General features: G+C 74.0%; 23 protein-coding genes and 1 pseudogene. 10 read left to right on the forward strand and 14 right to left on the reverse strand.

What is annotated here, in order from left to right; all coding sequences use genetic code 11:
• Positions 1-95: 95 nt before the first annotated feature.
• Positions 96-1,262 (forward strand): PucR family transcriptional regulator, encoded by a 1,167-nt coding sequence (locus IF01_RS0117995; protein WP_030394452.1) that lies wholly within the window; start codon positions 96-98, stop codon positions 1,260-1,262.
• A 340-nt stretch (positions 1,263-1,602) separates the two neighbouring features.
• Positions 1,603-2,205 carry a DJ-1/PfpI family protein gene (locus IF01_RS0118005; RefSeq protein WP_030394453.1) on the forward strand — a complete coding sequence of 201 codons (603 nt, stop codon included), beginning with the start codon at positions 1,603-1,605 and terminating at the stop codon, positions 2,203-2,205.
• A 342-nt stretch (positions 2,206-2,547) separates the two neighbouring features.
• Here IF01_RS0118005 and IF01_RS0118010 read toward each other — a convergent pair whose 3' ends face one another.
• The 4 genes from IF01_RS0118010 to IF01_RS48335 all read right to left on the reverse strand — a co-directional run bounded on the left by IF01_RS0118010 (position 2,548) and on the right by IF01_RS48335 (position 4,516).
• Entirely contained in the window at positions 2,548-2,745 is a 198-nt protein-coding gene (locus tag IF01_RS0118010; protein ID WP_030394454.1) for a hypothetical protein, read from the reverse strand.
• A 120-nt stretch (positions 2,746-2,865) separates the two neighbouring features.
• A complete protein-coding gene (locus IF01_RS44000; RefSeq protein WP_051755582.1) occupies positions 2,866-3,714 on the reverse strand; it encodes a hypothetical protein in 849 nt (282 codons plus the stop codon).
• A 5-nt stretch (positions 3,715-3,719) separates the two neighbouring features.
• Entirely contained in the window at positions 3,720-4,349 is a 630-nt protein-coding gene (locus IF01_RS48330; protein WP_051755583.1) for an RNA polymerase sigma factor, read from the reverse strand.
• A complete protein-coding gene (locus IF01_RS48335) occupies positions 4,346-4,516 on the reverse strand; it encodes a hypothetical protein (RefSeq protein ID WP_157855266.1) in 171 nt (56 codons plus the stop codon). The genes IF01_RS48330 and IF01_RS48335 overlap by 4 nt, the downstream gene beginning before the upstream one ends.
• Before the next feature lie 371 nt (positions 4,517-4,887).
• On the opposite strand from IF01_RS48335, the gene IF01_RS0118030 reads away from it, so the two are divergent.
• Positions 4,888-5,997: a hypothetical protein gene (locus IF01_RS0118030; protein ID WP_030394458.1), complete on the forward strand. Its 1,110-nt coding sequence runs from the start codon at positions 4,888-4,890 to the stop codon at positions 5,995-5,997.
• Positions 5,998-6,103: 106 nt separating this feature from the next.
• Entirely contained in the window at positions 6,104-6,973 is an 870-nt protein-coding gene (locus IF01_RS0118035) for a DUF3592 domain-containing protein (protein WP_030394459.1), read from the forward strand.
• Positions 6,974-7,079: 106 nt separating this feature from the next.
• On the opposite strand, the gene IF01_RS0118040 is transcribed toward IF01_RS0118035, so the two are convergent.
• The 9 genes from IF01_RS0118040 to IF01_RS0118080 all read right to left on the reverse strand — a co-directional run bounded on the left by IF01_RS0118040 (position 7,080) and on the right by IF01_RS0118080 (position 15,817).
• Complete coding sequence (locus IF01_RS0118040; protein WP_030394460.1) at positions 7,080-7,643, reverse strand: hypothetical protein; 564 nt, start codon at positions 7,641-7,643, stop codon at positions 7,080-7,082.
• Between the two features lie 297 nt (positions 7,644-7,940).
• Entirely contained in the window at positions 7,941-9,143 is a 1,203-nt protein-coding gene (locus IF01_RS0118045; protein WP_063764235.1) for an MFS transporter, read from the reverse strand.
• A gap of 135 nt (positions 9,144-9,278) precedes the next feature.
• Positions 9,279-9,590, reverse strand: coding sequence for an ArsR/SmtB family transcription factor (locus IF01_RS0118050; protein WP_030394462.1), 312 nt, complete (start codon positions 9,588-9,590; stop codon positions 9,279-9,281).
• A gap of 110 nt (positions 9,591-9,700) precedes the next feature.
• Positions 9,701-10,315, reverse strand: a complete 615-nt coding sequence (locus IF01_RS44005; RefSeq protein ID WP_051755585.1) for a hypothetical protein — start codon at positions 10,313-10,315, stop codon at positions 9,701-9,703.
• On the reverse strand, positions 10,312-11,853 hold the full coding sequence (locus IF01_RS0118060; protein WP_244215542.1) for a DUF58 domain-containing protein: 1,542 nt from the start codon (positions 11,851-11,853) through the stop codon (positions 10,312-10,314). Before IF01_RS0118060 ends, IF01_RS44005 begins: the two co-directional genes overlap by 4 nt.
• The gene (locus IF01_RS0118065) at positions 11,850-12,959 is read right to left on the reverse strand and encodes an AAA family ATPase (RefSeq protein WP_078880062.1); all 1,110 of its coding nucleotides are present in this window, start codon (positions 12,957-12,959) and stop codon (positions 11,850-11,852) included. Before IF01_RS0118065 ends, IF01_RS0118060 begins: the two co-directional genes overlap by 4 nt.
• A 137-nt stretch (positions 12,960-13,096) precedes the next feature.
• Positions 13,097-13,699: a hypothetical protein gene (locus IF01_RS0118070; protein ID WP_208624325.1), complete on the reverse strand. Its 603-nt coding sequence runs from the start codon at positions 13,697-13,699 to the stop codon at positions 13,097-13,099.
• Positions 13,696-14,745 carry a DUF4129 domain-containing protein gene (locus IF01_RS0118075; protein ID WP_051755587.1) on the reverse strand — a complete coding sequence of 350 codons (1,050 nt, stop codon included), beginning with the start codon at positions 14,743-14,745 and terminating at the stop codon, positions 13,696-13,698. Before IF01_RS0118075 ends, IF01_RS0118070 begins: the two co-directional genes overlap by 4 nt.
• Before the next feature lie 145 nt (positions 14,746-14,890).
• Positions 14,891-15,817, reverse strand: coding sequence for an ABC transporter substrate-binding protein (locus IF01_RS0118080; RefSeq protein ID WP_051755589.1), 927 nt, complete (start codon positions 15,815-15,817; stop codon positions 14,891-14,893).
• 673 nt (positions 15,818-16,490) lie between these two features.
• On the opposite strand from IF01_RS0118080, the gene IF01_RS0118085 reads away from it, so the two are divergent.
• The 6 genes and pseudogenes from IF01_RS0118085 (at position 16,491) to IF01_RS0118110 (ending at position 21,972) form a co-directional block, all read left to right on the forward strand.
• The gene (locus tag IF01_RS0118085) at positions 16,491-18,257 is read left to right on the forward strand and encodes a penicillin-binding transpeptidase domain-containing protein (RefSeq protein WP_051755591.1); all 1,767 of its coding nucleotides are present in this window, start codon (positions 16,491-16,493) and stop codon (positions 18,255-18,257) included.
• A 704-nt stretch (positions 18,258-18,961) separates the two neighbouring features.
• Positions 18,962-19,678 carry a hypothetical protein gene (locus IF01_RS0118095; protein ID WP_244215543.1) on the forward strand — a complete coding sequence of 239 codons (717 nt, stop codon included), beginning with the start codon at positions 18,962-18,964 and terminating at the stop codon, positions 19,676-19,678.
• Positions 19,679-19,780: 102 nt separating this feature from the next.
• The gene (locus tag IF01_RS41915; RefSeq protein WP_037780122.1) at positions 19,781-20,203 is read left to right on the forward strand and encodes a hypothetical protein; all 423 of its coding nucleotides are present in this window, start codon (positions 19,781-19,783) and stop codon (positions 20,201-20,203) included.
• A gap of 131 nt (positions 20,204-20,334) precedes the next feature.
• Positions 20,335-20,523 (forward strand): annotated as a pseudogene (locus IF01_RS50035) (transposase); the annotation flags it as partial.
• A 153-nt stretch (positions 20,524-20,676) separates the two neighbouring features.
• Positions 20,677-20,808 carry a hypothetical protein gene (locus IF01_RS51035; protein WP_255360216.1) on the forward strand — a complete coding sequence of 44 codons (132 nt, stop codon included), beginning with the start codon at positions 20,677-20,679 and terminating at the stop codon, positions 20,806-20,808.
• Positions 20,809-20,811: 3 nt separating this feature from the next.
• Positions 20,812-21,972, forward strand: coding sequence for a methyltransferase domain-containing protein (locus IF01_RS0118110; RefSeq protein WP_051755593.1), 1,161 nt, complete (start codon positions 20,812-20,814; stop codon positions 21,970-21,972).
• A 154-nt stretch (positions 21,973-22,126) separates the two neighbouring features.
• Here the strand turns inward: IF01_RS0118110 and IF01_RS0118115 are convergent, their stop codons facing one another.
• Positions 22,127-22,858 (reverse strand): hypothetical protein, encoded by a 732-nt coding sequence (locus IF01_RS0118115; RefSeq protein WP_244215544.1) that lies wholly within the window; start codon positions 22,856-22,858, stop codon positions 22,127-22,129.
• Positions 22,859-22,997 lie beyond the last annotated feature (139 nt).

Below are 22,997 nucleotides of genomic sequence, written 5' to 3' on the forward strand. Positions count from 1 at the left end.
CTCAGGGCGTAAAGTCCTGACCACAGGATGTAAATCTGTCCGGTCCAATTGTTCGCAGGGAACAAACAAGGAACAAGAACGTGAGCCATGCAATCATGAGCCATGCCATGTGGAGGGTCGGCGAACCGGCCCTGGACGGGCCGACGGTCGCCGCACTCCGGGCCACGCTGAGGGCCACCGCCGACGAGGTCGTCCAGGCGATCATCGACGAGGTCCCCTCCTACGCCAACGCCCTCTCGGGCCGCATGGGAAGCACCATCCGTCGGGCCGTCCGCACCGCGCTGGGGCACTACCTGGACCTCGCGAGCGGGAACGCCACCGGCGGCGACGCCGGTGACGCGGCCTACGAGCTCGGCCGCGGCGAGGTGCGCGACGGCCGTTCGATGGATGCCCTGCTCAGCGCCTACCGCGTCGGGGCCCGGGTGGCCTGGCGGTGCCTGGCGGCGGGCGCCGTGCCCGCGGGTCTGCCCGCCGCCGAGGTCGCCAGGTTCGCCGAGCTGACCTTCGCCTACATCGACGAACTCTCCGCCGCGAGCGCCGCGGGCCACGCCGACGAACTGGCCGCCCGGGGCCGGGCCCACGAGCGCCACCTGGAACACCTGGCCCGCGAGCTCCTCGCGGACGCGAGCCCGGACGTGCTGCTGGCCTCCGCCCAACGGGCCGGGTGGCAGCCCCCGGTGTCGCTGACCGCGGTCCTGCTGCCCGCCGACCAGGCCCGGCCCGCCTACCGCACGCTCGACCCGGGCACGCTCGTCCTCGACGACCTGCCGGACGCCACCGGTGTGCTGCTGGTCCCCGACGCGGACCGATCACACCTCCTGCGGCGGCTCACCGACCGCACCGCCGTCGTGGGTCCCGCCCGGCCGTGGACCCGTGCGTCCGCCTCGTACGCACGCGCCGTCCGCGCGCGCACCCTCTCCCCCGACATCCGTGACACCGAGGAGCACCTGCCCGAGCTGGTGCTGAGCGCCGACCCGGACGCGTTCGCGGACCTGCGCGCCCGAGCCCTCGCACCGTTGCGGCCCCTGCCCGTCGCGACCGCGCGGCGCCTGGAGGAGACGCTGCGGGCGTGGCTGCTGCACCAGGGCCGGCGGGACGAGGTGGCGGCGGCGTTGTTCGTCCATCCCCAGACGGTCCGGTACCGGATGACGCAGCTGCGGGAGCTGTTTCCGGACCTCGCATCGCCGCACCGGGTCCTCGAACTGACCCTGGCCGTGGGACCCGGGGCTGCCGGGGCGTCCGGGGCGAGGGTGGTCGGGTGAGCGTCAGGGTTCGGTCCGGCCGTACGCCTGGGCCGGGTCACCGGACGACGGCGGGGGCGAGGGCGGAGGCGAGGGTGCAGTCCTCGAGCCACAGGGCCCGGTCGTCGACACGGTCACCGGGTGCCAACGGGGCGCGGCACCGACTTGAGACAGCCGATACCCATCGCCACGGGGCGGTCGAACAGTGCACGGGGAGCAGCGGACATGTCGAAGATCTGTCTTATCATCAGAGAACCTCCATCGCACGGCTGTTGGCGAACCATAAGGCGTGGTCATCGCAGCCGGACGGCCGCTCAAAATTCCTGGCGGTGACTCCCGCGCCTCTGCTTTGATGGCGCCCATGAGCGACGAAACACTCCGCCGGATCGCGATCCTGCTGTTCCCGGACGTCGAGGAACTGGACGCCGTCGGCCCGTGGGAGGTGCTCTCCTACTGGACGCGCAAGTTCCCCGAGGACGGCTGGCGCGTCGACTGCGTCTCGCGGGACGGGGCTCCGACGCAGTGCGCGAAGGGCCTCACGATCCTGCCGCACTTCTCGCGGGACGCGATGCCGCCCGTCGACGTCTTCCTGCACCCCGGCGGGCAGGGTACCCGGCCGCTGATGGAGGACGAGGACCACCTCGCCTGGGTGCGCAAGCTCTCCGCGGAGGCGGCATTGACCACCAGCGTCTGCACCGGGGCGCTGGTATTCGCCAAGGCGGGTCTGCTGCGCGGCCGCGCGGTCACCACCCACCGGACGTCCCTCGACCTGCTCGCCGAGCTGGAGCCCACGGCCGAGGTCCGCCGGGACTCCCGCTTCGTCGACGACGGCGACCTCATCACCTCGGCCGGCATCTCCGCCGGGATCGACATGGCACTGCACCTCGTGGCGCGGCTGCACTCGGTCGAGCGGGCCCGCCAGGTGCGCCACGGCATCCAGTACGACCCCGAGCCGCCGGTGTAGCCGGCGACGGCCGCCGCGCGGCGTCCCCCGCACGGCACTGGCCGGATGCCGGACCGATGTCCTCTTCGCCGTGCTGCGAGACAGCACCGTACGAATCCCGGCCTGCGGCCACGACGCGGGCCTGCCTCTTGTCCACCGGCAGCAGCCGTGATCCGCTCGGCAATGCCCTGCTCAGCCCTCGATGCCGCCTGCCCCGCTGAAGCGCTGACGCTCTCTCCCCCGCGCTGTACGGTCGCGGAGATCGCGCCCCGGCCCTGTTCCGGGCTGCGGTCCGGGGAGAGGGCCGGGGTGCGGCGGCGGGCCGGGCGGTTCGGGTCCCCGTGGCCGGTGGTGCTCGTGCGGTCAGGTCTGCAGGAGGGAGCCGATCCTGTCCCAGAGGGTGAATCCGAGGTTGAGCAGTCCGACGACGATGCCGGCGGTGGTGACGGCCTTGTCCGCCGGCCTGGGCCTCCTGCTGACGGCGCCGGTCGTTGTGGTGGACGGCCGGTGGTTCGTGTCGGCGGCCCGGGGTGCGTCCTCGTGGTGGTCCGGGGTTTTCATCGTCTTCTCCGTCGTGCCGAGCGGCCCGGTGTCCGGGAGGTGGTCCGCCCTTGTTCGTGGGGTGCCGGTCGGGCCGGTGGAGCGGTGTCCTGGCGCAGGTGCGGGCCGGGGTGGGGATGGTCAGCTGGTGGTGGCGAGGTCGTGGAGGTGGTCGGCGAGGTCGTCGCTGGGCAGGCTGATCGGTCCGTACTCCGCGTCGCGGACGATGTCGAGGTCGTCGAGTGCTTCGCGCAGGGCGGGGTCCGGTGGGTGGGGTGCGGCGCCCAGGGCGGTGAGGTGGTCACTGACCAGGGGCAGGCAGGCGAGGTGGCAGCCGGGGACCGGCGGCAGGAGCGCCGCCGTCGCGGGGCGGCCGGGCAGGAATGCCTCCGGGCGAACGGCCTGGGCGAACCAGTGCTCGGCGGCTTTCATCTCGCCCAGGCGGACGTGGTGGAGGTAGAGGCACAGGCACGCGGCTGCGTTTTCGGCGCCGCCGGCGAACTGCCACCAGAACTGGGCCTCCTGGTAGCGGCCCACGAGGTGGAGGAGGCAGGCGAAGACCAGGGCGCCGTGCGGTTCCACGGTGCCGTCGTGCAGGCGCTTCAGGGCGTCGGCGGCGCCGTCCTCGCCGATGATCACGCCGGCGAGGGCGCGCAGGTAGCGGTCGGCGTGATCGTGGTGGGTCAGGCTCTGGGCGTCGGCGGGCGAGCACTCCCCCGCCGGTCCGCCGGGGCCCGGGAAGGGCGGCGGACCGTCCGGTCCGGGCCGGGTGGCCGCCCTGGGCAGTTGCGGTGCGGGAACGGTGCGCCACCGTCCCTCGTGCCCGGCGCCGCTGCCGACGGGGTCGTCCGTCTCATGGGCGCAGCGCTCGGCGCGGCGGACCGCGAGTTTCTCGGCGATGCGTCGGCGGCCGGCGGTGAGGTCGTAGAGGGGGATGGGGCCGGCGGCGCGGATGCCGCCTCCGGCCAGCAGGATGTCGAGCGGGTCCATGGGGATCACTCCTCGTCGTGCGTGCGGCCGCGCACGAGCGTGCGGCGCGGTGCGAGGCGGGTCTTGAGGCGGGTTCTGGCCTGGGAGACGAGGGAGCGGACGGTGCCCTCCTCGATTCCCATGACTTCGGCGATGTGGGTGGGGGTGTAGCCGGCGAGGAAGCGCAGGACGACGACGTCGTGCTGGCGGCCGGGGAGTTTCTGGATGGCGCGGGCGACGCTGATGCCGATGCCGAGGTCCTCGACCATGCACTCGTCGACCTGTTCGAGGAGGCGCTTGGCGCGTTCGATGAGGACGTAGGCGAAGGCGGCTTCCTCGATGAGCGCGAGGTGTTCGGCCCGGCGCAGGCATTCGGCCTCCACGACCCGGCGCAGCAGGGCCCAGGCGTAGGCGGCCGGGCTGGGTTGGGCGAGGACGCGGTGCCAGCGGTCGGCGAGGGCGACGAAGACGTCGTCGACGAGGTCGCACACGACGGCGGGGTCGCCGAGGTGGGCGAAGGCGTAGTCGGTGTAGCGCTGGGCGTGCAGGTCGTGGAAGGCGGTGAACGATATGGGCAGGGGTGCCGGGTCGGGGGCCGGTCGGGGGACGCGGGTGCTGGAGGTGTCGGCCGCGTCCGCGGGCGGGAAGTCGTTCACCGCTCCCCCCGGGTCGGGTCCGGGACGGCGCCGCGCGGTGCGGTGCGGTGGTGGCGCGGCGTCCGCGGCTGGGCGGGGGGCGCGCAGGCGGTGCGGATGGTGACGGGGTGGTGCCCGGGCCGGCGGGTGGCGCCGGTCAACAACTTGGCGGGGATGGGGGTCGTCACGTGCTGGTCCTTCACTTCTCGATGGCTGCGCGCTCCGTGACGGTGAGTCAGTGCGGGGAGTCCGGAGCGTGTCTGAGGCCAGCTTCTCGGTCGAACATCGAAAATGTTCACGCCCAAGAGGAAGAAATTCCGGATCCGAGTGCTCCGATCCGGCGAACCGGTGGCCCCACGAACGGGAGAGTGCCGGCAGCGCGGCCCAGGACGCCGACCGGGCCACGTGTTCAAGACTCCGCTCCTTCCGGTGGAGAAGAAGCGTTGCTCGTTCATCTCTCAGCAGAGACGGCGGCTCGCGCCGTCGGCCGGGGAGAATGATCGATCGAACGCGCACCGACCCCTGTCGGCAGCCGCGCCGGACGGACAGAATCACCCGTATGACAACCGCCACGGTCGCACCGCCCACCGGTGCCGCTCCCCTCGACCTCGCCAGGGGATTCCTGACCGGCGGCGTGATCGGGGCGTCGCTGGCCGCCTTCGTCGTCGGCTGCACTCTCGGCAGGGTCCCCCTGATCGTCGCCGGTCCGGCCCTGCTCGCGGCCTACGCGCTGCTGTTCCGCCTCGCCGGCGCGCCGCGCCGGGCCCGGGAGGGCGCCCTGGCTCCCCTCACGGCACTGGCGCTGATCGACGGACGGGAGATGCGCACGGTCGCGGAGACGGACGTCCCGGTGCGCTTCGACCTGACCGTCGCCCCGGACCTGGCGCCCGCCTTCCGCATCCGGATCACCCAGGACGTGCACGTCTCCGAACTCAGCAACCACCGGCCGGGCACGGTCCTGGTGGTCCGCTACCCTCCGGACCGGCCGTGGCTGCTGCGGATCGTGAGGCGGCCGACCCCGGAGTGGGAGGACCGGGCGGCCGGCGCCGTCCTGGAACCGGCATCCGGGCCGGTCGTGGTGGCAGACCGCCCGGACGGCTGCGCCTGGAGCCTGACCACCCTGCTCGGGGTGCTGCTCGGCGCGGCCGCCGTGGTCCTGCTCATGCGGGCCGAGCTGTTCGGGAGGGACACCGACACGCCCGCCGCCCGGCCCGTCACCTCGTCGAGCACGAGCACGAGCACGTTCTCGGTGACGGCCACGGTCACCTCCTCGACCACCGGCACGGTGGCCTTCGGCCCCGGCCGGTCGGTGCTGGACCGGGGCGTGCTGCGGGAGGCCGTCGAGTCGCTCACCGGGGGCGGGGGCGGGGACGGCAGGCAGGCGCTGACCGTCGTGGTGCGGGAGCAGCTGCTGACGGTGGTGTTCGCCCCCGACGGGGTGAGCGCCCCGGCGTTCGACCCGCGGTCGCTGCCCTTCGATCGCGTGCCCGCGCTGGTCGAGGAGGCCAGGACCACGCTCGGTGTCGACGCGCCGCGCACCTGGCAGCTCTCCGCGGAGCGCCTGGCCGGTGCTCTCACGATCAGGATCGGCGTGGCCGGGGCCGGCGGCTCGGCCTCGCTGGAGGCGGACGGGCTGGGCACGGTGGTGCGGCGCAGCCCGGCCCGTTGAGGGCGCGCGGCAGCGGTGGTCGTGGTGCTGCGGGCTGGTGGAGCGGCGGGCCGGGGTGGTGCGGGCGGGTGGAGCGACGGGGTCGGAACGGCAGGAGGGACGGGCGATGGGGTGGCACGGGTACCTGGCGGTGTGGTGCGGGGTGCTGGGCGCGGTGGCGCTGGTGGGGTACGGCAGGTCGCTGGCCGGGATGACGCGCGCGCAGCGGGCGGTGCGGGTCCCGGGACGGATCGAACAGGTGCGGGTGCCCCGGAACGGCGGCTCCCGGCGCGGGGGAATCCCGGTGGTGGTGTCCTACCGCGAGCCGTCCAGCGGCGCGCGGGTCGTGGTGACGAACGACGGGGAGCACGGCGAGCAGGGTGAGACGATCACCGCCGCGTGGACGGGCCGGGAGATCGGGGTGTGCTACCCGCGCGGCAGGCCGCACGACTACCGGTTCACCGCGGACCCGCAGGCGGGCGGTCGCGGGCTGGGCCTGCCGAACACGGCGCTGTTCCTGCTGTACGCCGGCCTGGTGGTCGCCGCCGCGGTCGACCGCGGCTGGCCGTGGGCGTTGATCGGCGTCTGCGGGCCGTGGGCCCTCGTCGGCGTCTGCTACCTGCCGGGGAACGTGCGCGACACCAGGCACCGCCGTGAGCGGCTGGCATCGATGATCGCCGCCGAAGGCCGGATCGTCGCGGTACTGCGGGACGTCACCACCGACGCCGAGGGCAGTACCTCCACCACGGTCACACCGGTGGTGGCGTTCACGACCCGCGAGGGCGCGGCCGTCACCGCGCACTGCGACGCGGGGGTGCCGGATCCGGCCGACTCGTACGGGCGGCACCTGACGGTCCACTACCCCGCCGACGACCCCGCCGGATTCGTCCTCGACCACGCGGCCCAGCAGCGTTCGGTACGCTCCGACATCGCGGTCAACGTGGTGTTCCTGGTTCTCGTCGCGGCAGCGGCCGTCACGGGCGTCCTCCTGCTCTGACCCGGGGTCGGGACCGGGTCGTCCGACAGCTCCGCAGGAGTCGGCTCCCTCGGAGCCGGTTCAGCAAGGCCGGTCTCGACCGTGAGCGAGCCGGAACCGGGCCCGCTCAGGCAGCCCTGCGGGGCATCACCCGGCAGGTGAAGACCAGGTTGACCACGATGACGGCCACTGCGGGGATGTCGCCGATCATCAGCAGGAAGAGCGGGAACAGGTGCGCCAGCACCGCGAGGGCGCAGCGGGCGTCGCGGCCCCGGGCGGCCCACGGGGCCACCATGAGCAGGGCCACGACGACGGGGCCGCCGATGGCCGACGCGGAGAGGGCGAACAGCGTCAACAGTGACTCGCTGGAGGTCCAGGTGCCGCCGTAGGCCGCCGTGATGGCCAGGCCGACCAGGTCGAGGAGCAGGACGGTGGGCGCCAGGAACCGGAGTACGTAACGGGTGGCGGCGCGCAGGAACCAGCGCAGGGCCGCCCCGCCGTGGTCCGCCCAGCCGCGCGCGCCGATGGCGAACGGGAGGAGCAGGAGCGGCAGCCCGCACAGGAGGTACATCGCCGGGTCCCCACCGGGGTAGCCGTCGTCGAGTTCGAACACCAGGAGGTAGGCCGCGGGCAGGAGAGCGAGCAGGGTGACGGTGAGGGAGTACGCGGTGTCGCACGGAACACCGCGCACCTTTCCCCCAGTCTGTCCCCCGCCCGTCGCAGTTGTCACCGGTCCGGAGTTCCGCTTCATTCCCACGCCCCCTCCACGAGATTGAACGCGTTCAAAGTAGGGCCCGGTGCCTCCGTCGGTCAATCTCCTGGACCGTGCCGATAGGCCGTCGGGCCCGGCGCCCGGGACAGGAAACAACCGTCGACGGCCTGAATCTCGACGGTCGAGGGGGGCAGAACGGGACGCCGCCCCGGTCGCGGGGCGGCGCCGGCCGTGTCGTGGTTCCTCCGCCGCCCGCACCCGGCCTGCGCCCCGGTGTCAGGACCGTACGCGGGTGCGCCTCTCGGCCCGGTCCACCGTCCCCTCCCCCGGAGCTTCGGGCCCCAGCCGTCGGCGCAGCAGCACGGCGGCCAGTGCCGCCAACGCGAACGCCGCTCCCACCCAGGGGAGTTGGCGCGCCCCGGCGGTTGCGACCGCCAGGCCGCCGGCGGCGCTGCCGATCGTGATGCCGAGGTTGGAGAAGGAGATGAAGAGGCTGTTGCCGAACTCCGGGGCGTCCCGGGCGTCCCGGGCCAGCCAGGTCTGGCTGACGACGAGTCCGCCCGAGTGGACCGCGCCCCACAGGAGCACGGCGAGGACGGTGGGACCGGCCCACGGGGCGACGGTGCGAAGGAGGACGTAGAGCAGCGCGTAGAGGACGGGGAAGGCGGTCACCGTCCGGACCGGGTCGCGTTCCAGCAGTCGGCCGAAGAGGAGGTTGCCGAGGACCATCACGACCCCGAAGGCCATCAGCAGGGCACCGATCGTCGATCCGCCGAGGTGCGTGACGCGTTCCAGGTACTCGGCGAAGTAGCCGTAGACCGAGAACATCGCCGCGAAGACGAACACCACGGCCGACAGGGACAACCACAGCCGGGGGCGGTTCAGAATGCCCAACTGGTCCCCGTAGGAGAGACGTTGCCCGGCGGGCATGGACGGGAAGAGGGCCAGGATCCCGACCAGGGCGAGCAGGTTGGCGCCGGCGCCGAACCAGAACGCGGCCGCGAGGGAGAAGTGTTCGGCGAGATAGGAGGTTGCCGGCACACCGAACGCGAAGCCCAGCGTCACCCCGGCGAAGACGGTGGTGGCGGCCCTGGTGGCCTTCTCCGGCGGCACGAGCCGGGTGGCGGCGGTCAGCGCCACCGCGAAGAACACCGGATGGAAGAGCGCCGGCACGATCCGGAAGACGAGCATCACCGGGAAACTGTCGGTGAGCGCGTAGACGGCGTTGGAGGCCGCGAACACCGCGAGCGCCGCCGCCAGGACGGCCTTGCGCCGAACCCCGGAGGCCAGCAGTGTCGCGAACGGGCCGGCCGCGGCGACCACGAGCGCGAACACCCCCACCAGCCACCCGGCTGTCGCCGTCGGCACGCCGAGTTCCTCGGAGATCCGGGGCAGGACGCCGACGACGCCCATCTCCGTGGTGATGATGCCGAACACCCCCAGGGAGAGGGTCAGGACAACAGGACCGGTCTTTCCCATGACTGCCTTCCGCCGTCGGCCGGGCGCGGGCACGGCTGCGCCGCCCCGTCGGACCGAGCTACAAATCTAGATAGTTAGATGGGTTTGCGCGCGAAAAGGGCGCACCCCTCCCCCGCGCCGACCCGGGAACGAGCGTCAGAGCTCGTCGCGCACGTACGCCGCGAAGGCGGCGATCGTCTCCTCGTTGCGCCGGTAGAACGTCCACTTGCCGACCCGCTCCGACACCAGCAGCCCGGCGTCCCGCAGAATCTGCAGGTAGCCGGAGACCACCGACTGGGCCAACCCGGAACGCTCCCGGATCTCCGTCACGCACACGCCGATGTGGAAGCCGACACCGCGCTCGCGGTAGTACTCCTCGTCCCAGTAGAGCTCCGGCGTCTTCAGCCAGCGCAGGAACTCCGCCCGCGCGGGATTGGCGAGCGCCTTGTGGACGGCCAGTGGATCCACCGCACACCCCTTTCGCGAGCCGGACCTCCCGGGACGTATCTAATATTCTCGATACGAAGAAACGTGTCAACCCGGAACCCCGGTTCGCGGCCGTCGCACCGCGCCCCCGCTCAACCGCCGGGGCGCGGCCGGAGTGCCCGCGCGACGCCCCAGCCCGTGGCCGCCAGGCCGGCCAGGGCGATCGGGCGCGACCACTCCCCCGCCCCGGTCGGCGCGAACGCGACGGACAGGACCAGCCCGGACGCGGCGAGGGCGGCCAGCACGTGCGCGGGCCGGGCGCGGTCGCGCTGCGGGCCGAGGACGTCGACCAGCAGCAGATAGCCGATCAGGAGCGCGGCCACCGCCGCGATCCGCCCGAACGGGGGCTCGCCCAGCGCGGCCAGCAGGACGCTCCCGGCCGCCAGCACGGTACTGCGTGACCCGGCGAGCCGGCCGGGCCAGCTGTGCGGGCGGTGCGGCGGCTCCTCGAGCGGCGGGGCGGCCCAGAGGGCGAAGGCCGCGGCGGCCACCACGGTGGCGGGCCCGAAGCGGTCCGCCGCACCGTCGGCGGCGCCGGCCCCGGCGGCGGTGAGCGCGAGGGCGACACCGGTACAGCGCAGCGCGGCCCGCTCGGCCCACCGCGACCACGGGGCCGCAGGGGCGGTCGGGGCGGTCGGGGCCGCGGCAGGAATCGGGGCCGCCACAGGAACCGGGGCCGAGGTCGGGACGGGGTCGGGCGTGGTCATCGGGCTCCTCCTCCGATCCGGCGGCGCAGCAGTGGTGCGAGCGCCAGGTCGAGCGCCTCGCCCGGGGTGTAGCGGGCCACCGGGATGCCCCGGGCGCGCAGTGCCGACCGCATCGCCTCGCGTTCGGCGTGCCAGAGGCGCAGGGCCACGGCGTCGATCTCGTCACCGGGCTCCACCGCGGGCTCGCCGGCCGGGATCTCCACCACGACCAGCGGGTTTCCGAGGTCGCGGACCCGGCCGAGCACGTCCAGGATCCGCTGGTCGGCGAGCGGGGTGAACGCGTACACCAGCGCGTGCCGGGGCAGTGCCGCCACCGGGAGCCGGGGTGCGAGGAGCCCGCGGTAGCCGCGGTCCTGACGGACCTCCAGCACACTCTCCACCATCCGGTAGGACTGCCGCTCCCCGCTGCCCGCGGTGAGCCAGCGCAGCTTCCCGCCGACCGCGATCAGACCGACCCGGTCGTGCCGGCGCAGGTAGGCACGAGTCAGCCCGGTGGCCGCGCGCAGTGTCTCGTCGAGGCTGGAGCGGCCGGTGGCCGCGTCCCGGAAGTCGGCCAGCGTGTCCATCAGGACGACCGCGTCGGCGGCCCGCTCCGCCGCGAACTGGTTGATCTGGACGGCGTCGCGGCGGGTGGTCGACGGCCAGTGGATGCGCCGCTGGCGCTCACCGGGCACGTACGGGCGCACGCCCACCACCTCGACACCGGTGCCCTCGTGCGCGGTGGTGTGCTCGCCGATGCGTTCGGGCAAGCGCACCGGGATCGGGGTGAGGCGGGCCGCGCTCGGCTCCGGGAAGACGTCCATCGTGCCGAGGTCGGTGCGAACCGTCCGGCGGGTCAGACCGCCGGCGTCGTAGACGTCGATGTCGACGCTGCCCAGGGTCCAGCGGCCCCACCGTTCGGCCCGGAGCACGAGGTCGACCTCGTTGGTGCCTACGGTCACCGCCGTCAGGGTGACGCCCGGGCCGAGGGCGGCGGTCGGGTCGAGCCGGCCGATCCGTCCGTCGTGGCGGACGGTGATCCGTACGGTGATCGGCTCGCCCTCCAGGCAGCGGCGGGGCGTGACGGTGTTCTCGGCGTCCAGCCGGGACGGCCGGTCGTTGCCCGTGGCCGCCAGGGCGAGCAGGACGGCCGGGCCCGCCGCCAGCGCGAGCAGCCAGGGACGACCGGTGGCCAGTGCGGCGACGGCCGCGACGGTGGCCACCGTGAGCAGGCGCAGGGCCCGCTCGCCGGGCCGCCAGTGCGGGGAGGGCGGCGTGGTGGGCAGGCCGGCCAGTGTGGCTCTGGTGCTGCGGGCGACCAGGCGCGCGGCGGCCCGCTCCGGGCCCCGCGGGCCTGTCCGAGGACCTGGACGACGGCCTGGACGACGGCCGGTGCGCGCGCCGCTCGGGGTACCGGTGGGGGTGCCGGTGGGGCCGGTCGGGCTGCCGACCGGGCCGGCGAGCCGGCGGACCGGACGCGCGCCGAGCGCGGCGCTCTGGGCGACGAGCCGGCGGGCCCGCTCCGCGCGCCAGTGGTCGGCGGCGGGCTCGGGGCTCACCGGGCGGCGCCCGGGGCGTCCACCGGACCGCTCTCCGGACGGCTCTCCGAGCCGCCGGCCGCGCGCGGCAGGGTCCGCGGTGCCGGAACGGTGGCCACCAGGCGCGCCAGGACCTCGTCCGCCTCGACCTGGCGCACCCACAACTCCGGTGTCAGGGTGATCCGGTGGGCCAGCGCCGGGGCGGCGAGCGCCTTCACGTCCTCCGGCGTCAGGTAGTCGCGCCCCTCCAGCATCGCGCGGGCCCGCGCCAGTTGGACCAGCGCGAGACCGCCCCGCGGCGAGGCGCCGACCTGGATCTGCGCGTCGTTGCGGGTGGCGTGGACCAGCGCGATCACGTACTCGACCAGGTCGTCGTCGACCTCGACCCGCTCCAACGCCGCCCGCATCGCGAGCAGTTCGGCCGGGCTGCTGACGGTCTCCAGGTCCGGCTCGGGCGTCGCGCGGTCCAGGCGGGCCCGGAGCATCGAGGCCTCCAGGCCGGTGGAGAGGTAGCCCATCCGCACCCGGAGCAGGAAGCGGTCGAGCTGCGCCTCGGGCAGGGAGTAGGTGCCCTCGTACTCGATCGGGTTGGCGGTGGCGATCACCAGGAAGGGCTGCGGCAGCCGGCGGGTGGCGCCGTCGACGGAGACCTGGCCCTCGGCCATCGCCTCCAGCAGCGCGGCCTGGGTCTTCGGCGGGGTCCGGTTGATCTCGTCGGCCAGCAGGAGCTGGGTGAAGAGCGGCCCGGGGCGGAACACCATCTCGCCGCTGCGCCGGTCGTAGAACGGCGCGCCGGTGACGTCCGAGGGCAGCAGGTCGGGGGTGAACTGGATCCGGCGGAAGTCCAGGCCGAGGGCGGTGGCGAAGGAGCGTGCCAGCAGCGTCTTGCCGAGCCCCGGTAGATCCTCGATCAGCGTGTGGCCGCCGGCCAGCACGCCGAGCATCACCAGACGGACGGCCTCGGACTTGCCGACCACGGCGCGTTCGATCTCCTCCACCACCGCGCGGGCGCGGCGGCCGGCCTCCTGCGGCGTCAGCACGGCGGCCTCGGCGGGGCGGCCCGGGCCCGCCTCGGCCACCCGGGCCTGCTCGGTGTCCGGGGCGGGGGCCTGGGGAACGGCGGTCATGGCTCTCCTGGAGGACGCGTCGGTCGGCCGATTCGTCGGAACCGGCGGTGAGTTCGGGAAGTGCGGTAAGCGCGGAACATGCGGGAAGTGCGGGAAACGAGCGAAGTACGGGGAGCGGTGGACACCCCGCGGCGCCGCTAGCCGGACGTCGGCGACGTCGGGCCGGGCGGTTGCAGGGCCTCGAGCCGGTCGACGAGCGCAAGGAGAACGGCCGCCGGCACGGCCCCGTCCCGGTCCGCGGCCTCCGGATCGATCCACGGCCACAGCCGGGGCCCGATCAGTTCGACGGCCCGGTCGCGGTCGGCGGCGAGCGAGACACCGTGGGTCTCGGACAGGCGTGCCGCGTACAGCCGCCGAAGGCGACCGCGCAACGGCCCGGCGTCGCCCTGCGGGTCGAGACCCTCGCGGACGGTCCAGCGCCAGTCACCGAGGCCCGGCTCGCGGGAGTCCATCACCCGCTGCCGACTGCGCAGACCGATGTCGAGGAAACCCGCGCCGGCCACGTACCGGGCGGTGACCAGGGCGCCGACCGCCAGCAGGACCGCTCCCGCAGCTGCCGCGGGAGCTCCGCCGACCAGCGCGAACAGCACCTCGGCCAGCACCGCCGTCCCGGCCAGCTCGATCAGGCTGTGCCGGACGGAGCCGGGCGCGGCGAGACCGTGACCGGTCGGGGGGGTCGGGTCGGCCGGGTCGGCGGACGCGGTGGGGCCGGCTGTGCGCCGGTTCGGGCGGACGCTCATCGGTGGCCTCCGTCGGCCCGGTCGACGGCGCCGGACGCCCCCACCGCCACCGTCACCGGCTCCGGCGGCGGGGCGGTCTGCTCCGCCAGTCGCCCGGCCAGGGCATCCAGGGCGGTCCGCGCCCGGCTCACATGGCTCTCGTCCATCGGGTGGGTGGAGTACCTGGCCTCCCGGAACAGTGCGGTCAGAGCCCGCGCGTGGACCGGGTCGACGCGGTCGTCGGCCATCGCGCGCTCCAGCAGCTCGGTCGGGCTGTCAGGAGCTCGGAGGGACAGCCCGGAGGCGGCCAGCGAGGTCTCCATCGCGGCGTAGCAGGCGATCACCGCCGCCCGCGCGTCGGCGCCGCTGAGGGCTCGTCGCCCCGTCACCACCGCGGCCGCCAAGGCGTCCTCGGTCCGGGCCGGCGCGGCGGGCAGCGGCGTCGGCGGTCGCCGCCGGACGATCCGTAGCCGCAGCAGCAGGACGACGCCGACGACCACCGCGATCACCAGCACGGCCAGGAGCGCGCCGAACAGCACCTGGATCACGCCCGACAGTGAGCTGCCGGGCACCGGTTCGCCGGGCTCGGGCGGCGACACCGTGGGCAGCGGGGGCAGATCGAGGTCCGGCAGTGGCCGCGCCCGGTGCGGCCCGTCCGGTCCGGTGTCCGCCCGGTTGTGGAAGAGGAACATCAGCACCGGCACCGCCACGGCGGCCCCGGGCAGCAGGACGGCGGCGGCCTCCCGCAGGCGCTCGGCCCACGGCGTGGGCCCGACCAGGTGGCGGACCTCCGCACGGAAGCGCAGCGCGAACCGGCCGACCGCGATCAGCCAGCCGAGCGCGAGCAATAGGACGAACCCGAGGGCCTGGACCGGCACCTTGGCGAGCGGCGCACCGAGCAGTCCGCCGTCCGGCCGCAGCGCCGAGGCCGCGAGCAGCAGGCCCGCCAAGGTCACCAGGACGCCCGCGATCCGGCCGCCCGACCTGCGGGCGGGCTCCCCCGCGCTGTCGTCCGGTGCGTCGCGGCCGTCGTGCCGAGGCCCGATCGGCTGCGCTTCGTCGTTCATGCGGCCACCCCTGGTTCCCCCGCAGCGCGGATAGCACCGCGCGAGCTGCAGCGTCGCACACCAACAATCGGATTGTCACCCCGCATTGCGGTCCACCGCCGTGCTCCCTGACCGAAGGGCGGCGTGCGCCCCGCGCGGCCTGCGGTCACAGTCCCCCGTTGACCGCCGCCACCCGGGCCGCACCGGCACTGACGTTCCACTTCGCGAGGATCGCGTCGTACGTGCCATTGCGCATCAGCTCGTCCAGCCCCTTCGCCACCGCGTCACGCAGCGCGGTGTCGGACTTGTTCACCGCGATCCCGTACGGGCTGGACTGCGACAGCGCGCCCGTGACCTCCAGGCTGTTGCCGTTGTCGGTGGTCCTGGCCGCGTAGGCAGCCACCGGGAGGTCGTTGAAGTCCGCCACCGCCTTGCCGGCCGCCACCTCGGCGAGGGCCACGGTGTCGTCGTCGAAGCGGTGGACCTGCAAGGGCTTGCCCGTCCGTTCGCACGCGCCGACCTGGCGGGTGACGATCTCGTCCTGGGTCGTACCGCGCTGCACGGCGACCGTGCGGCCGCAGAGGTCGTCCAGCGTCCGGATGCCCTTCGGGTTGCCCTTCTGCACGATGATCGAGGTCCAGGCGATGAAGTAGTCCACGAAGTCCACGCCCGGCTTGCCCGTCGGCATGCCGTTGTCGCCGAGCGCGTTGCGGCGCGCGGGTGTGTCGCTGATGCCCGACATCGCCAGGTCGAACTGCTTGCCGTCGATACCGGGTATCAGCTTGTCGAACGGCGTGTCGACGATCTCGATCCGCAGGCCGAGGACCTTCCCCAGGGCGTCGGCCAGGTCCGGGTCGAGACCGGCGGGCTTGCCGTCCGAGCCGCGGAACGCGACCGGCGGGTAGTTCAGGTCGGACCCGATCCGCAGGACCCCGGCGGCGCGCTGCGCGCTCGGGACCGCCGCCCGGGCCTTGTCCTCGACGCTCACCGGGGCCTGCGACCCGCCGCAGGCGGTGAGCAGCAGGGCCGACGCGGTGGTGAGGGCCGCCGGCAGGGCTCGGCGGTGGGGGAACGAGCCGGGGAGATGGACCACGATGGCGCTCCTGTGTGGGGCAGGGTGGCGCGACCGGCATCCACGAGGGAGCGGCAGCGACCGGGAGGCGGAATCCTGCCATCCGTTTCCGGTTCGACAGTCGGTGGGCATGTCACGATCTGCTATCGGGTTCACGCGCTCCCCCGAGTCCGCGCTGCCCCTCCTCGGAACGGGCCGGACAGGAGGAGGCCTGGCGGGGCGGGGCAAGGCCAGAGGGCCGCGAAGCGGCTCGGCGACGCGCGGCGAAGCCGGGCGCACGAGCGCGGGCAGGGCGGTACGAGGGACCCGTACGACGGGCCCGCACGTCGCCCCGCGACCGTCCACGTGGTGGACTCGATCGTGCCCGAATCCGGTGGTGGCGGCGCCGTCGGGCCCGAACCGATCGAGACCCGTGCACGGCTCGGAGGAGCGCGGGGCAGGGTGCGCCAGGCCCGGGGCGCGCTCGCCACCATGGCACTGCCAGGTCGCAGGCCCGCGGGACGGCTGCGGGCCCCCGTCGCGTCCTTCGCACCCGTCGCCGGTCCGTCCCGTTGGCGCCCTCCGTCGACCTGTCAACGGCACCCGCATATGCTGATCCGTGCTCGAACGGGTCAACGACCGTCCGTCCGGGCCGCGGGCCGGGATGCCGGAGGGGGCAGGCCTGCGGGAGACGCATACGCAGGGGGACAAGGACATGCGGGACGCAGGGGAACCCGACGGGTACCAGGGGTACGCCGGGCACACCGAGCTCGACGGGTACGACATCGAGTACGGGGACAGGAACGGGGACGAGGACGAGGCGGGCGCACCGCGCCGCTCCGGCGCCCGGAAGGCCGTCCTGACCGCCGTCGGAGGAGTGTTCGCCGCGCTGCTGGCGGTCGGCGGGTACGGCCTCTACAACATCGTGACCGCCGTACAGGGCGGATCGTCGAACGGCGGCAGCGGCGGCGGCGCCCAGGCGTCCGAGAGCGCGGCGAAGACCCCGCAGGCGCCGCCGACCACCGAGGAGGCCGCTGCGGTGGCCACGGACTTTCTGGCGGCGTGGGGCCGCGGGGACGTCACGGCCGCATCGGCGCTGACCGACCGGCCCGAGACGGCCCGCACGGCGCTGGCCGCCTTCCAGGAGAACGTGCCGGCCCGCACGCTCGCGCTGGCCGCCACGGGCCCGGCGACCACCGGCACGAACGGGGAACCGGTGGTCGGGTTCCGGGCGAAGGCCGAGTTCGAGGGCGCGACCGGTGCCTGGGAGTACGACAGCACGCTCGGCGTCGTCCGGGGCGGGAGCGGCAGGGCCGTCGTGCACTGGGCGCCGACCGTGCTCCACCCGCGCCTCGCCCAGGGCGGGACGATAGCCGTGAAGGCTCTGCCCGACCCGGTCTCCAAGCCGACCGACCGCAACGGCAAGTCGCTCGAGGGCTTCCCCTCGCTGGCCGCCGTGCTGCCCAGGATCACGCCGGCCGACGGCGGGACCGTCGTCAGTGGTCGGGCCGTGGTGCTCTCCGCGGCCGGGACGGAGCCCGAGCAGTTGTACGTGCTCACCCCGCCGAGCGCGCCGCAGGTCAAGCTGACGCTGGACGCCGAGCTCCAGCGGGTGGCCGAGGAGGCGGTCAAGCAGCAGGCCGCGGGCGGCAAGCCGGCCTCCCTGGTGGCGATCCAGCCGAGCACCGGCCACATCCTGGCGATGGCCTACTCGCCGACCGGACACAACCGCGCCGTCTCGGCCGGCCAGGCTCCCGGCTCCACGATGAAGGTGATCACCTCGGCGGCCCTGCTGGAGGCCGGGGTGACCCCGGACACCGTGGTGCCCTGCAAGGACACCACCAACTCGCCTCGGCAGTGGCACAACGACGAACGCGGTGACTTCCCGTCGTACACGCTCGCCGACGACTTCAGCCACTCCTGCAACACCGGCTTCATCGACAAGGGCCTGGAGAAGCTGCAGCCCGGAACGCTCACCAAGGTGGCCCGCGAGCAGTTCGGCCTCGGCCTGGAGTGGCACATCGGCATCGACAGCCGGGACGCCACGATCCCGGTGCCGCGCACCAATGACGAGGCCGCCGCGGCGTACATCGGCCAGGGCACGATCCAGGTCAACTCGCTGGCGATGGCCTCGGTCGCCGCCACCGTGCAGAGCGGAAAGTTCCGCCAGCCCGTCCTGCGGGACGACGCCAAGCGCGTCACCGCCCCGGGCTCACTGCCCGCCGGCGTCGCCAGGGACCTGCGCGCCATGATGGCCAGGACCGCCACCCAGGGCACCGCCCGCACGCCGATGGCCGGCCTCACCGGCCAGATCGGCGCGAAGACCGGCACCGCGGAATCCGGCGGAACAGCCACCAACAGCTGGTTCATCGCCTACCGCGGGGACCTCGCCGTCGCCGCCGAGGTCGACGGCGGCGGCCACGGCTTCGCCGCGGCCGGCGTGGCCGCGGCCCAGGTCCTCAAGGCCGGCGGCAAGGGCTGACGGCCTCCAGCGCGCCGTCGGGCCGGAATCGGGGCCGCCCCCTGGACAGCCTGGACGGGTTGTTCGGCCTGCCGCGGGCCGGCAACGCCCGCGCCGCCGGCCGGTGGCACGCGCGCGCGGACCGCGTCGCCGAGAGGTTCGGGAGCACCGGTCCAGCCCCGCTGGCCGCTGGACCGCCGCCGACACCGGCCTCGGGTGTGCCCGCTGCCCGGACCGGCTCGCCGAGCACCCGGCCGTGTACCTCGACCGGGACGCCGACGAGGCTCTCGCCGCCGGCCGGCCGACCGCCACCCTGCAGGCGCGCGACCGGCCGGGGGTTACGGGGCATTGGCGTGGAAGGGGTGGGAGGAGGCATGGTGGCACCATGTCCGAACGTCGCGACCGTCGTCGTCTTCACGCCCGTGCCCGAGCTCTCGGGGTATCCGTCGACCAGGTCGGCCGTCGAAACTCCCCGCGTCGGCACGGGCTGCCGGTCGCGGAGCCCGCGTGGCCGCGCACCGCGGTGCCGGACCGGGACGAAGCCCCTGTCATCGTCCGGGCGACGCCTCCGGAACCGGCGGTGTGCTGCACGGTCTCGCTCGAGCGGCAGCTCACGGACGGCGGGACCGTGGTGATGCTGACCCGCCACACGGCCGACTGCCCGATCTGGTCGGCCCGCTGACCGCACGCCCGGCCGACGGGTCGGCCACAGGATGGAGGACGATGTGACCACCGAGCGGGACGAGCCGGCCGACAAGGGCGCGACCGGCGCCGCGCAGACCTTCGCGGCGCTGCCGGAACGGACCGGCGACGACACCTCGACGTTCCACCGGGCCCTGGCCGAGGTCTCCAGGATCCCGGGGCTGGAGCCGGTGCCCGAGCCGGCCGACGGCGACACCTGGACCTGGGCCAACACCGTCCGACGGGCGCTCCGCGAAGCCGGGGAGCGGGGGCTGGTGCTCTCCGAGGCGTCCTTCGAGGCCCTGCTGGAGGCTGCCGTCCAGGATCCGAACCCGAGCTTCAACCGGTGGTTCGTCGAGCCCGCGCTGAACGCCTACGGCTACCGGCGGGTCCGCGCCGGCCTGCTCGATCGCCTGCGCGGTGGCACCGCCGCCCAGCGCGCCGGGGCGGCCCGGGCCTGGTACTGGACGGCGCTCCCCCTCGAACCCGACGGGGCCTCGGCGGAGCACCCCGGTGCCCTGGAGCCGGACGGGGCCACCGACCGGTCCGTCCCGGTCCGCGAATGGAACGAGGCCGCCCTGCGGGAGTTCGTCAGCAACGAGGACCTCGACGTACGGCGCTGCATCCTCCCGGGCCTCCCGCTGCGCACGTCGGCCTACTCACCGGAGGTGCACCACCTGGTGGAGGCCGCGACGGCGATCGCCCGGGCGCACCCGGACGGCTACATCAGGCACCGGGTGGAGATCCAGGTCAGTACCTGACGGCCGGCCAGAAGGACGGGTCCTCACCGTGGGACGACCTGGTACGGCCGCAAGGCCACGAAGCCAGGAGTTGTCCGGCCGATCACGTGAGCGCCTCGGCTGGTGATCGACGGGATTCTGCCGCGGGTGCGGATTCGGGCGACGGCCTCGGCCTTTCGCATCCGAGGCGGCCCCACGATGATGCAGGACATGGATCTTGTTGAAGACGTTGTGGCCGTGGTGGCGCGCCTGCGGGAGGAACATCAGAACGAGCCGTGGGACCGCAGGTGGAACGGCCTCGAGGTGGCGGGCGTCGATCTGGTGTCGCTCGACACCAGGCTGGGCGGCTGTACCTACACATGGGTCGCCAACGGCGGTTCCCTCCACGAGCGGGGAATGGCGACCGTGGAACTCCTCCTCGGCCAGCTCGAGACGATCCTTCCCGAGCTCACCGAGAACGACGGCCCGTATGTGTGGCATCGGTTGCACCTGATGGCTCAGCTCATCATGGCTCACAACACCCGACCGGCCGAGGCGAGTTCTTGAGGACCCGCCCACCCGATCATGCGGCTGTCGGGCTCCCGGGTCGTTGTTCCGGGCATGGGGCGGGGTGATCCCACGGATGCCGAGCGGGAACGGCTGCGGCCGTTCCCGCCGGTCAGCGACAGGCGTTGTGGCCGTGGCGGGACCACCGGCAGGTGATCGACGGGATTCTGGCCCGGGTGCGGACCGGTGTTCACCGGCGTGCCCTGCCCGAGCGGTTCGGTCCGTGGAAGACGGTCCATGAGCGCCGTCGGCTGCGGTCGGCCGACGGGACCCGGGAGCGTCTGCTCCAGCAGGTCCGGACGGAGGCGGACGCAGCCGGGGACCATCGCTGTCAGGGCCGCAGCAATGCGGGCGGCCGTCGTTCGGGCGGTTGCCCGCGCCCCCGTGGGTGCTGCCGCGCCCCCTACCTCTGCGGGGGCGGGTCGGTCAGGATGGCCGGGTTGGTGTCCCCGGCACGAAAGAGGAACCGGTCGATGGGATCGCACGAGAAGCCGCCGCCGGAGCTGGGCAAGGGCGAGGCTCCGCCGGGGAATGCCGACGGGCAGGTGCCGAAGTCGGATCCGGGCAGCGACGGGAAGCACCGCGGCAAGCCGAAGAAGGACTGACCGGTGGACCTGGCGAAGCGGCGCGCGGTCCTAAACGACGCCATGGCCGCGCGCGGGGACTGGCCGGAGCGCTCCCCGTGGCTGCGGGAGGCCGTGGCCGCGCTGCCGAGGGAGATGTTCGCGCCGGAGCGGCTGTGGCGGTGGGACGGGCAGCGGTACCGGGCCGCCGACCGGCACGCGGACGCGGAGGGCTGGGCCGCCGTGCTGTACGCCGGGCCGGACGCGGCCGCGGTGACCCAGGTGACCGGCGGGCTGCCGTCCTCCAGCATCTCCGCGCCGGGCGTGGTGGTCGACATGCTGGACTCGCTGCGGCTGGAACCCGGTCACCGGGTGTGGGACATCGGCGGCGGGCAGGGCTGGAACGCGGCCCTGGCCGCGTGGCGGGCCGGTCCCGGGCGGGTGGTGTCCACCGAGATCGACACGGGTCTCGCCGACTTCGCCCGCCGAAGGCTGGCGGCCGCCGGCCTGGAGGTCGAGGTGCTCACCGGGGACGCCACCACCACCGGCCCCGGTGGCAGAGCGTTCGATCGGGTGATCGCCACCTACGCGGTCGAACGGGTGCCGTGGACGTGGGTGGAGGCGTGCCGGCCGGGCGGACGGATCGTCTACCCGTGGGGACAGCTCGGGCACGTCGCCCTCACCGTGGCCGACGACGGCCGCTCGGCGTCCGGCTGGGTCCAGGGGTTGGCGCAGTTCATGGCGGACCGCACCGGCCCGGTGCCGCCGACGGCCGACCGGGCCGGGTACACCGCGGTGCGCGGGGGCGGCCCGGCCGCGACCGAGCGGCGGATCGGGCGCGACCTCGCGCCGCTCGAAGGGGATTGGAACCTTCGCTTCGCCCTGCGGGTCGCGGTGCCGGACGCGACGGTCACGACCGGCCGCGACGAGGACGGCCTCAACGCCTGGGTCCACGACGGCCGCACGTCGTGGGCGTCGTTCTCCGCGGTCGGGGACGGCACGACCGTGCTGTACCAGGGCGGGGAGCGGCGGATCGGCGACGAACTGACGACCGCCTGGAGGGTGTGGGAGGGACTCGGCCGGCCCGAGCCGTACGACTTCGGCGTCACCGTCACCCCCGACCGCCAATGGGTGTGGCTGAACACCCCGGACACCGACGGGCCCCGGTGGCCGATCGGCGGCGCGACGCCCGCCGCGTCGCGCTGAAGCAGCCCGGCGGCAGCAGCCCGGCGGCCGTCCACCCCGACCGCGTCCGCGTCGGCCCCGGTGGCGGCCGAGGTCGTGAACAGTTCGGTGACCCGTCTCGAGGAGGTTCGACGGCGCCTCGGCGAGCTTCGGCCGAGCCCTGCGGCCGAGCGCTTCAGTCAGCGGGTCGAGTGTTCGGTGTCGATCGCGGTGTCGGGTCGCCGACGCGGCTGTCGAACGATGGCGTGGGCGCCGGTGGCACCGAGACCGTCCGCCTCCAGTCCGTCCGGCCCGGGGTCCCGCCACGCAGGCCGTCCGGGGCCGGCCAGGTGGCCACCAGATCGTGGTGACCGGCGAAACGTGAGCCTGGGACTGTGTCGTGCATCGGTTCGCCGTTCAGCCAGCAGATCTGCCAGGTCTCCCTTTCGGCGTCGAGCAGGCAGCAGACCCCGCCGCTCGCGGCGGTGAGTCCGGTGAACACCTCCCGGATGCTCGCGGACCGCTCGAACGCCAGGCTCATACCTGTCGTGGCCGCGGTGAAGCTCAGTGACACGTAGCCGGGGTGCCACCAGGACGTGAAGTGGACCGCGAGGTAGATGTGTCCGACCGCCAGCCTCCCGTTTTCGTCGCGTTCCCCGCGACTGGTCCCGGAGAACTCGCGCATGGCGTCGTCGTCGACGCCGATCATGATCACGGTGTCGAGGTGCAGTGTGCTGCCGTCCGAGCAGTCGACCGGCTCGTTCCTGAACTGCGAGGTGAACGGAAGGACCACCTGATCGCCCCCGGGCAGGGTTACCGTGATCGGCGGCGTTCGATGCGTCCTCGGCGCCAGCCCGGCGAGCGCGGTCAGTGCTCGGGCAACGTTCCGGGCAGGAAGGACGATCTCGTAGCCGTAGTCGATCCCCATGCACTCCACCCCTCTCCGCAGAGCGAACCGGATCCTCCCACAGCAGACCCGTCCGGGCCCGGGAATTCTTCACCACGAGGACAGGGCCGGCTGCGTGAGTCCCGACGCCGTCGAAGGGGGCCGCCTCTCGTCGGACTCC

Source organism: Kitasatospora purpeofusca, from assembly GCF_000718025.1.
GTDB lineage: Bacteria > Actinomycetota > Actinomycetes > Streptomycetales > Streptomycetaceae > Kitasatospora > Kitasatospora purpeofusca.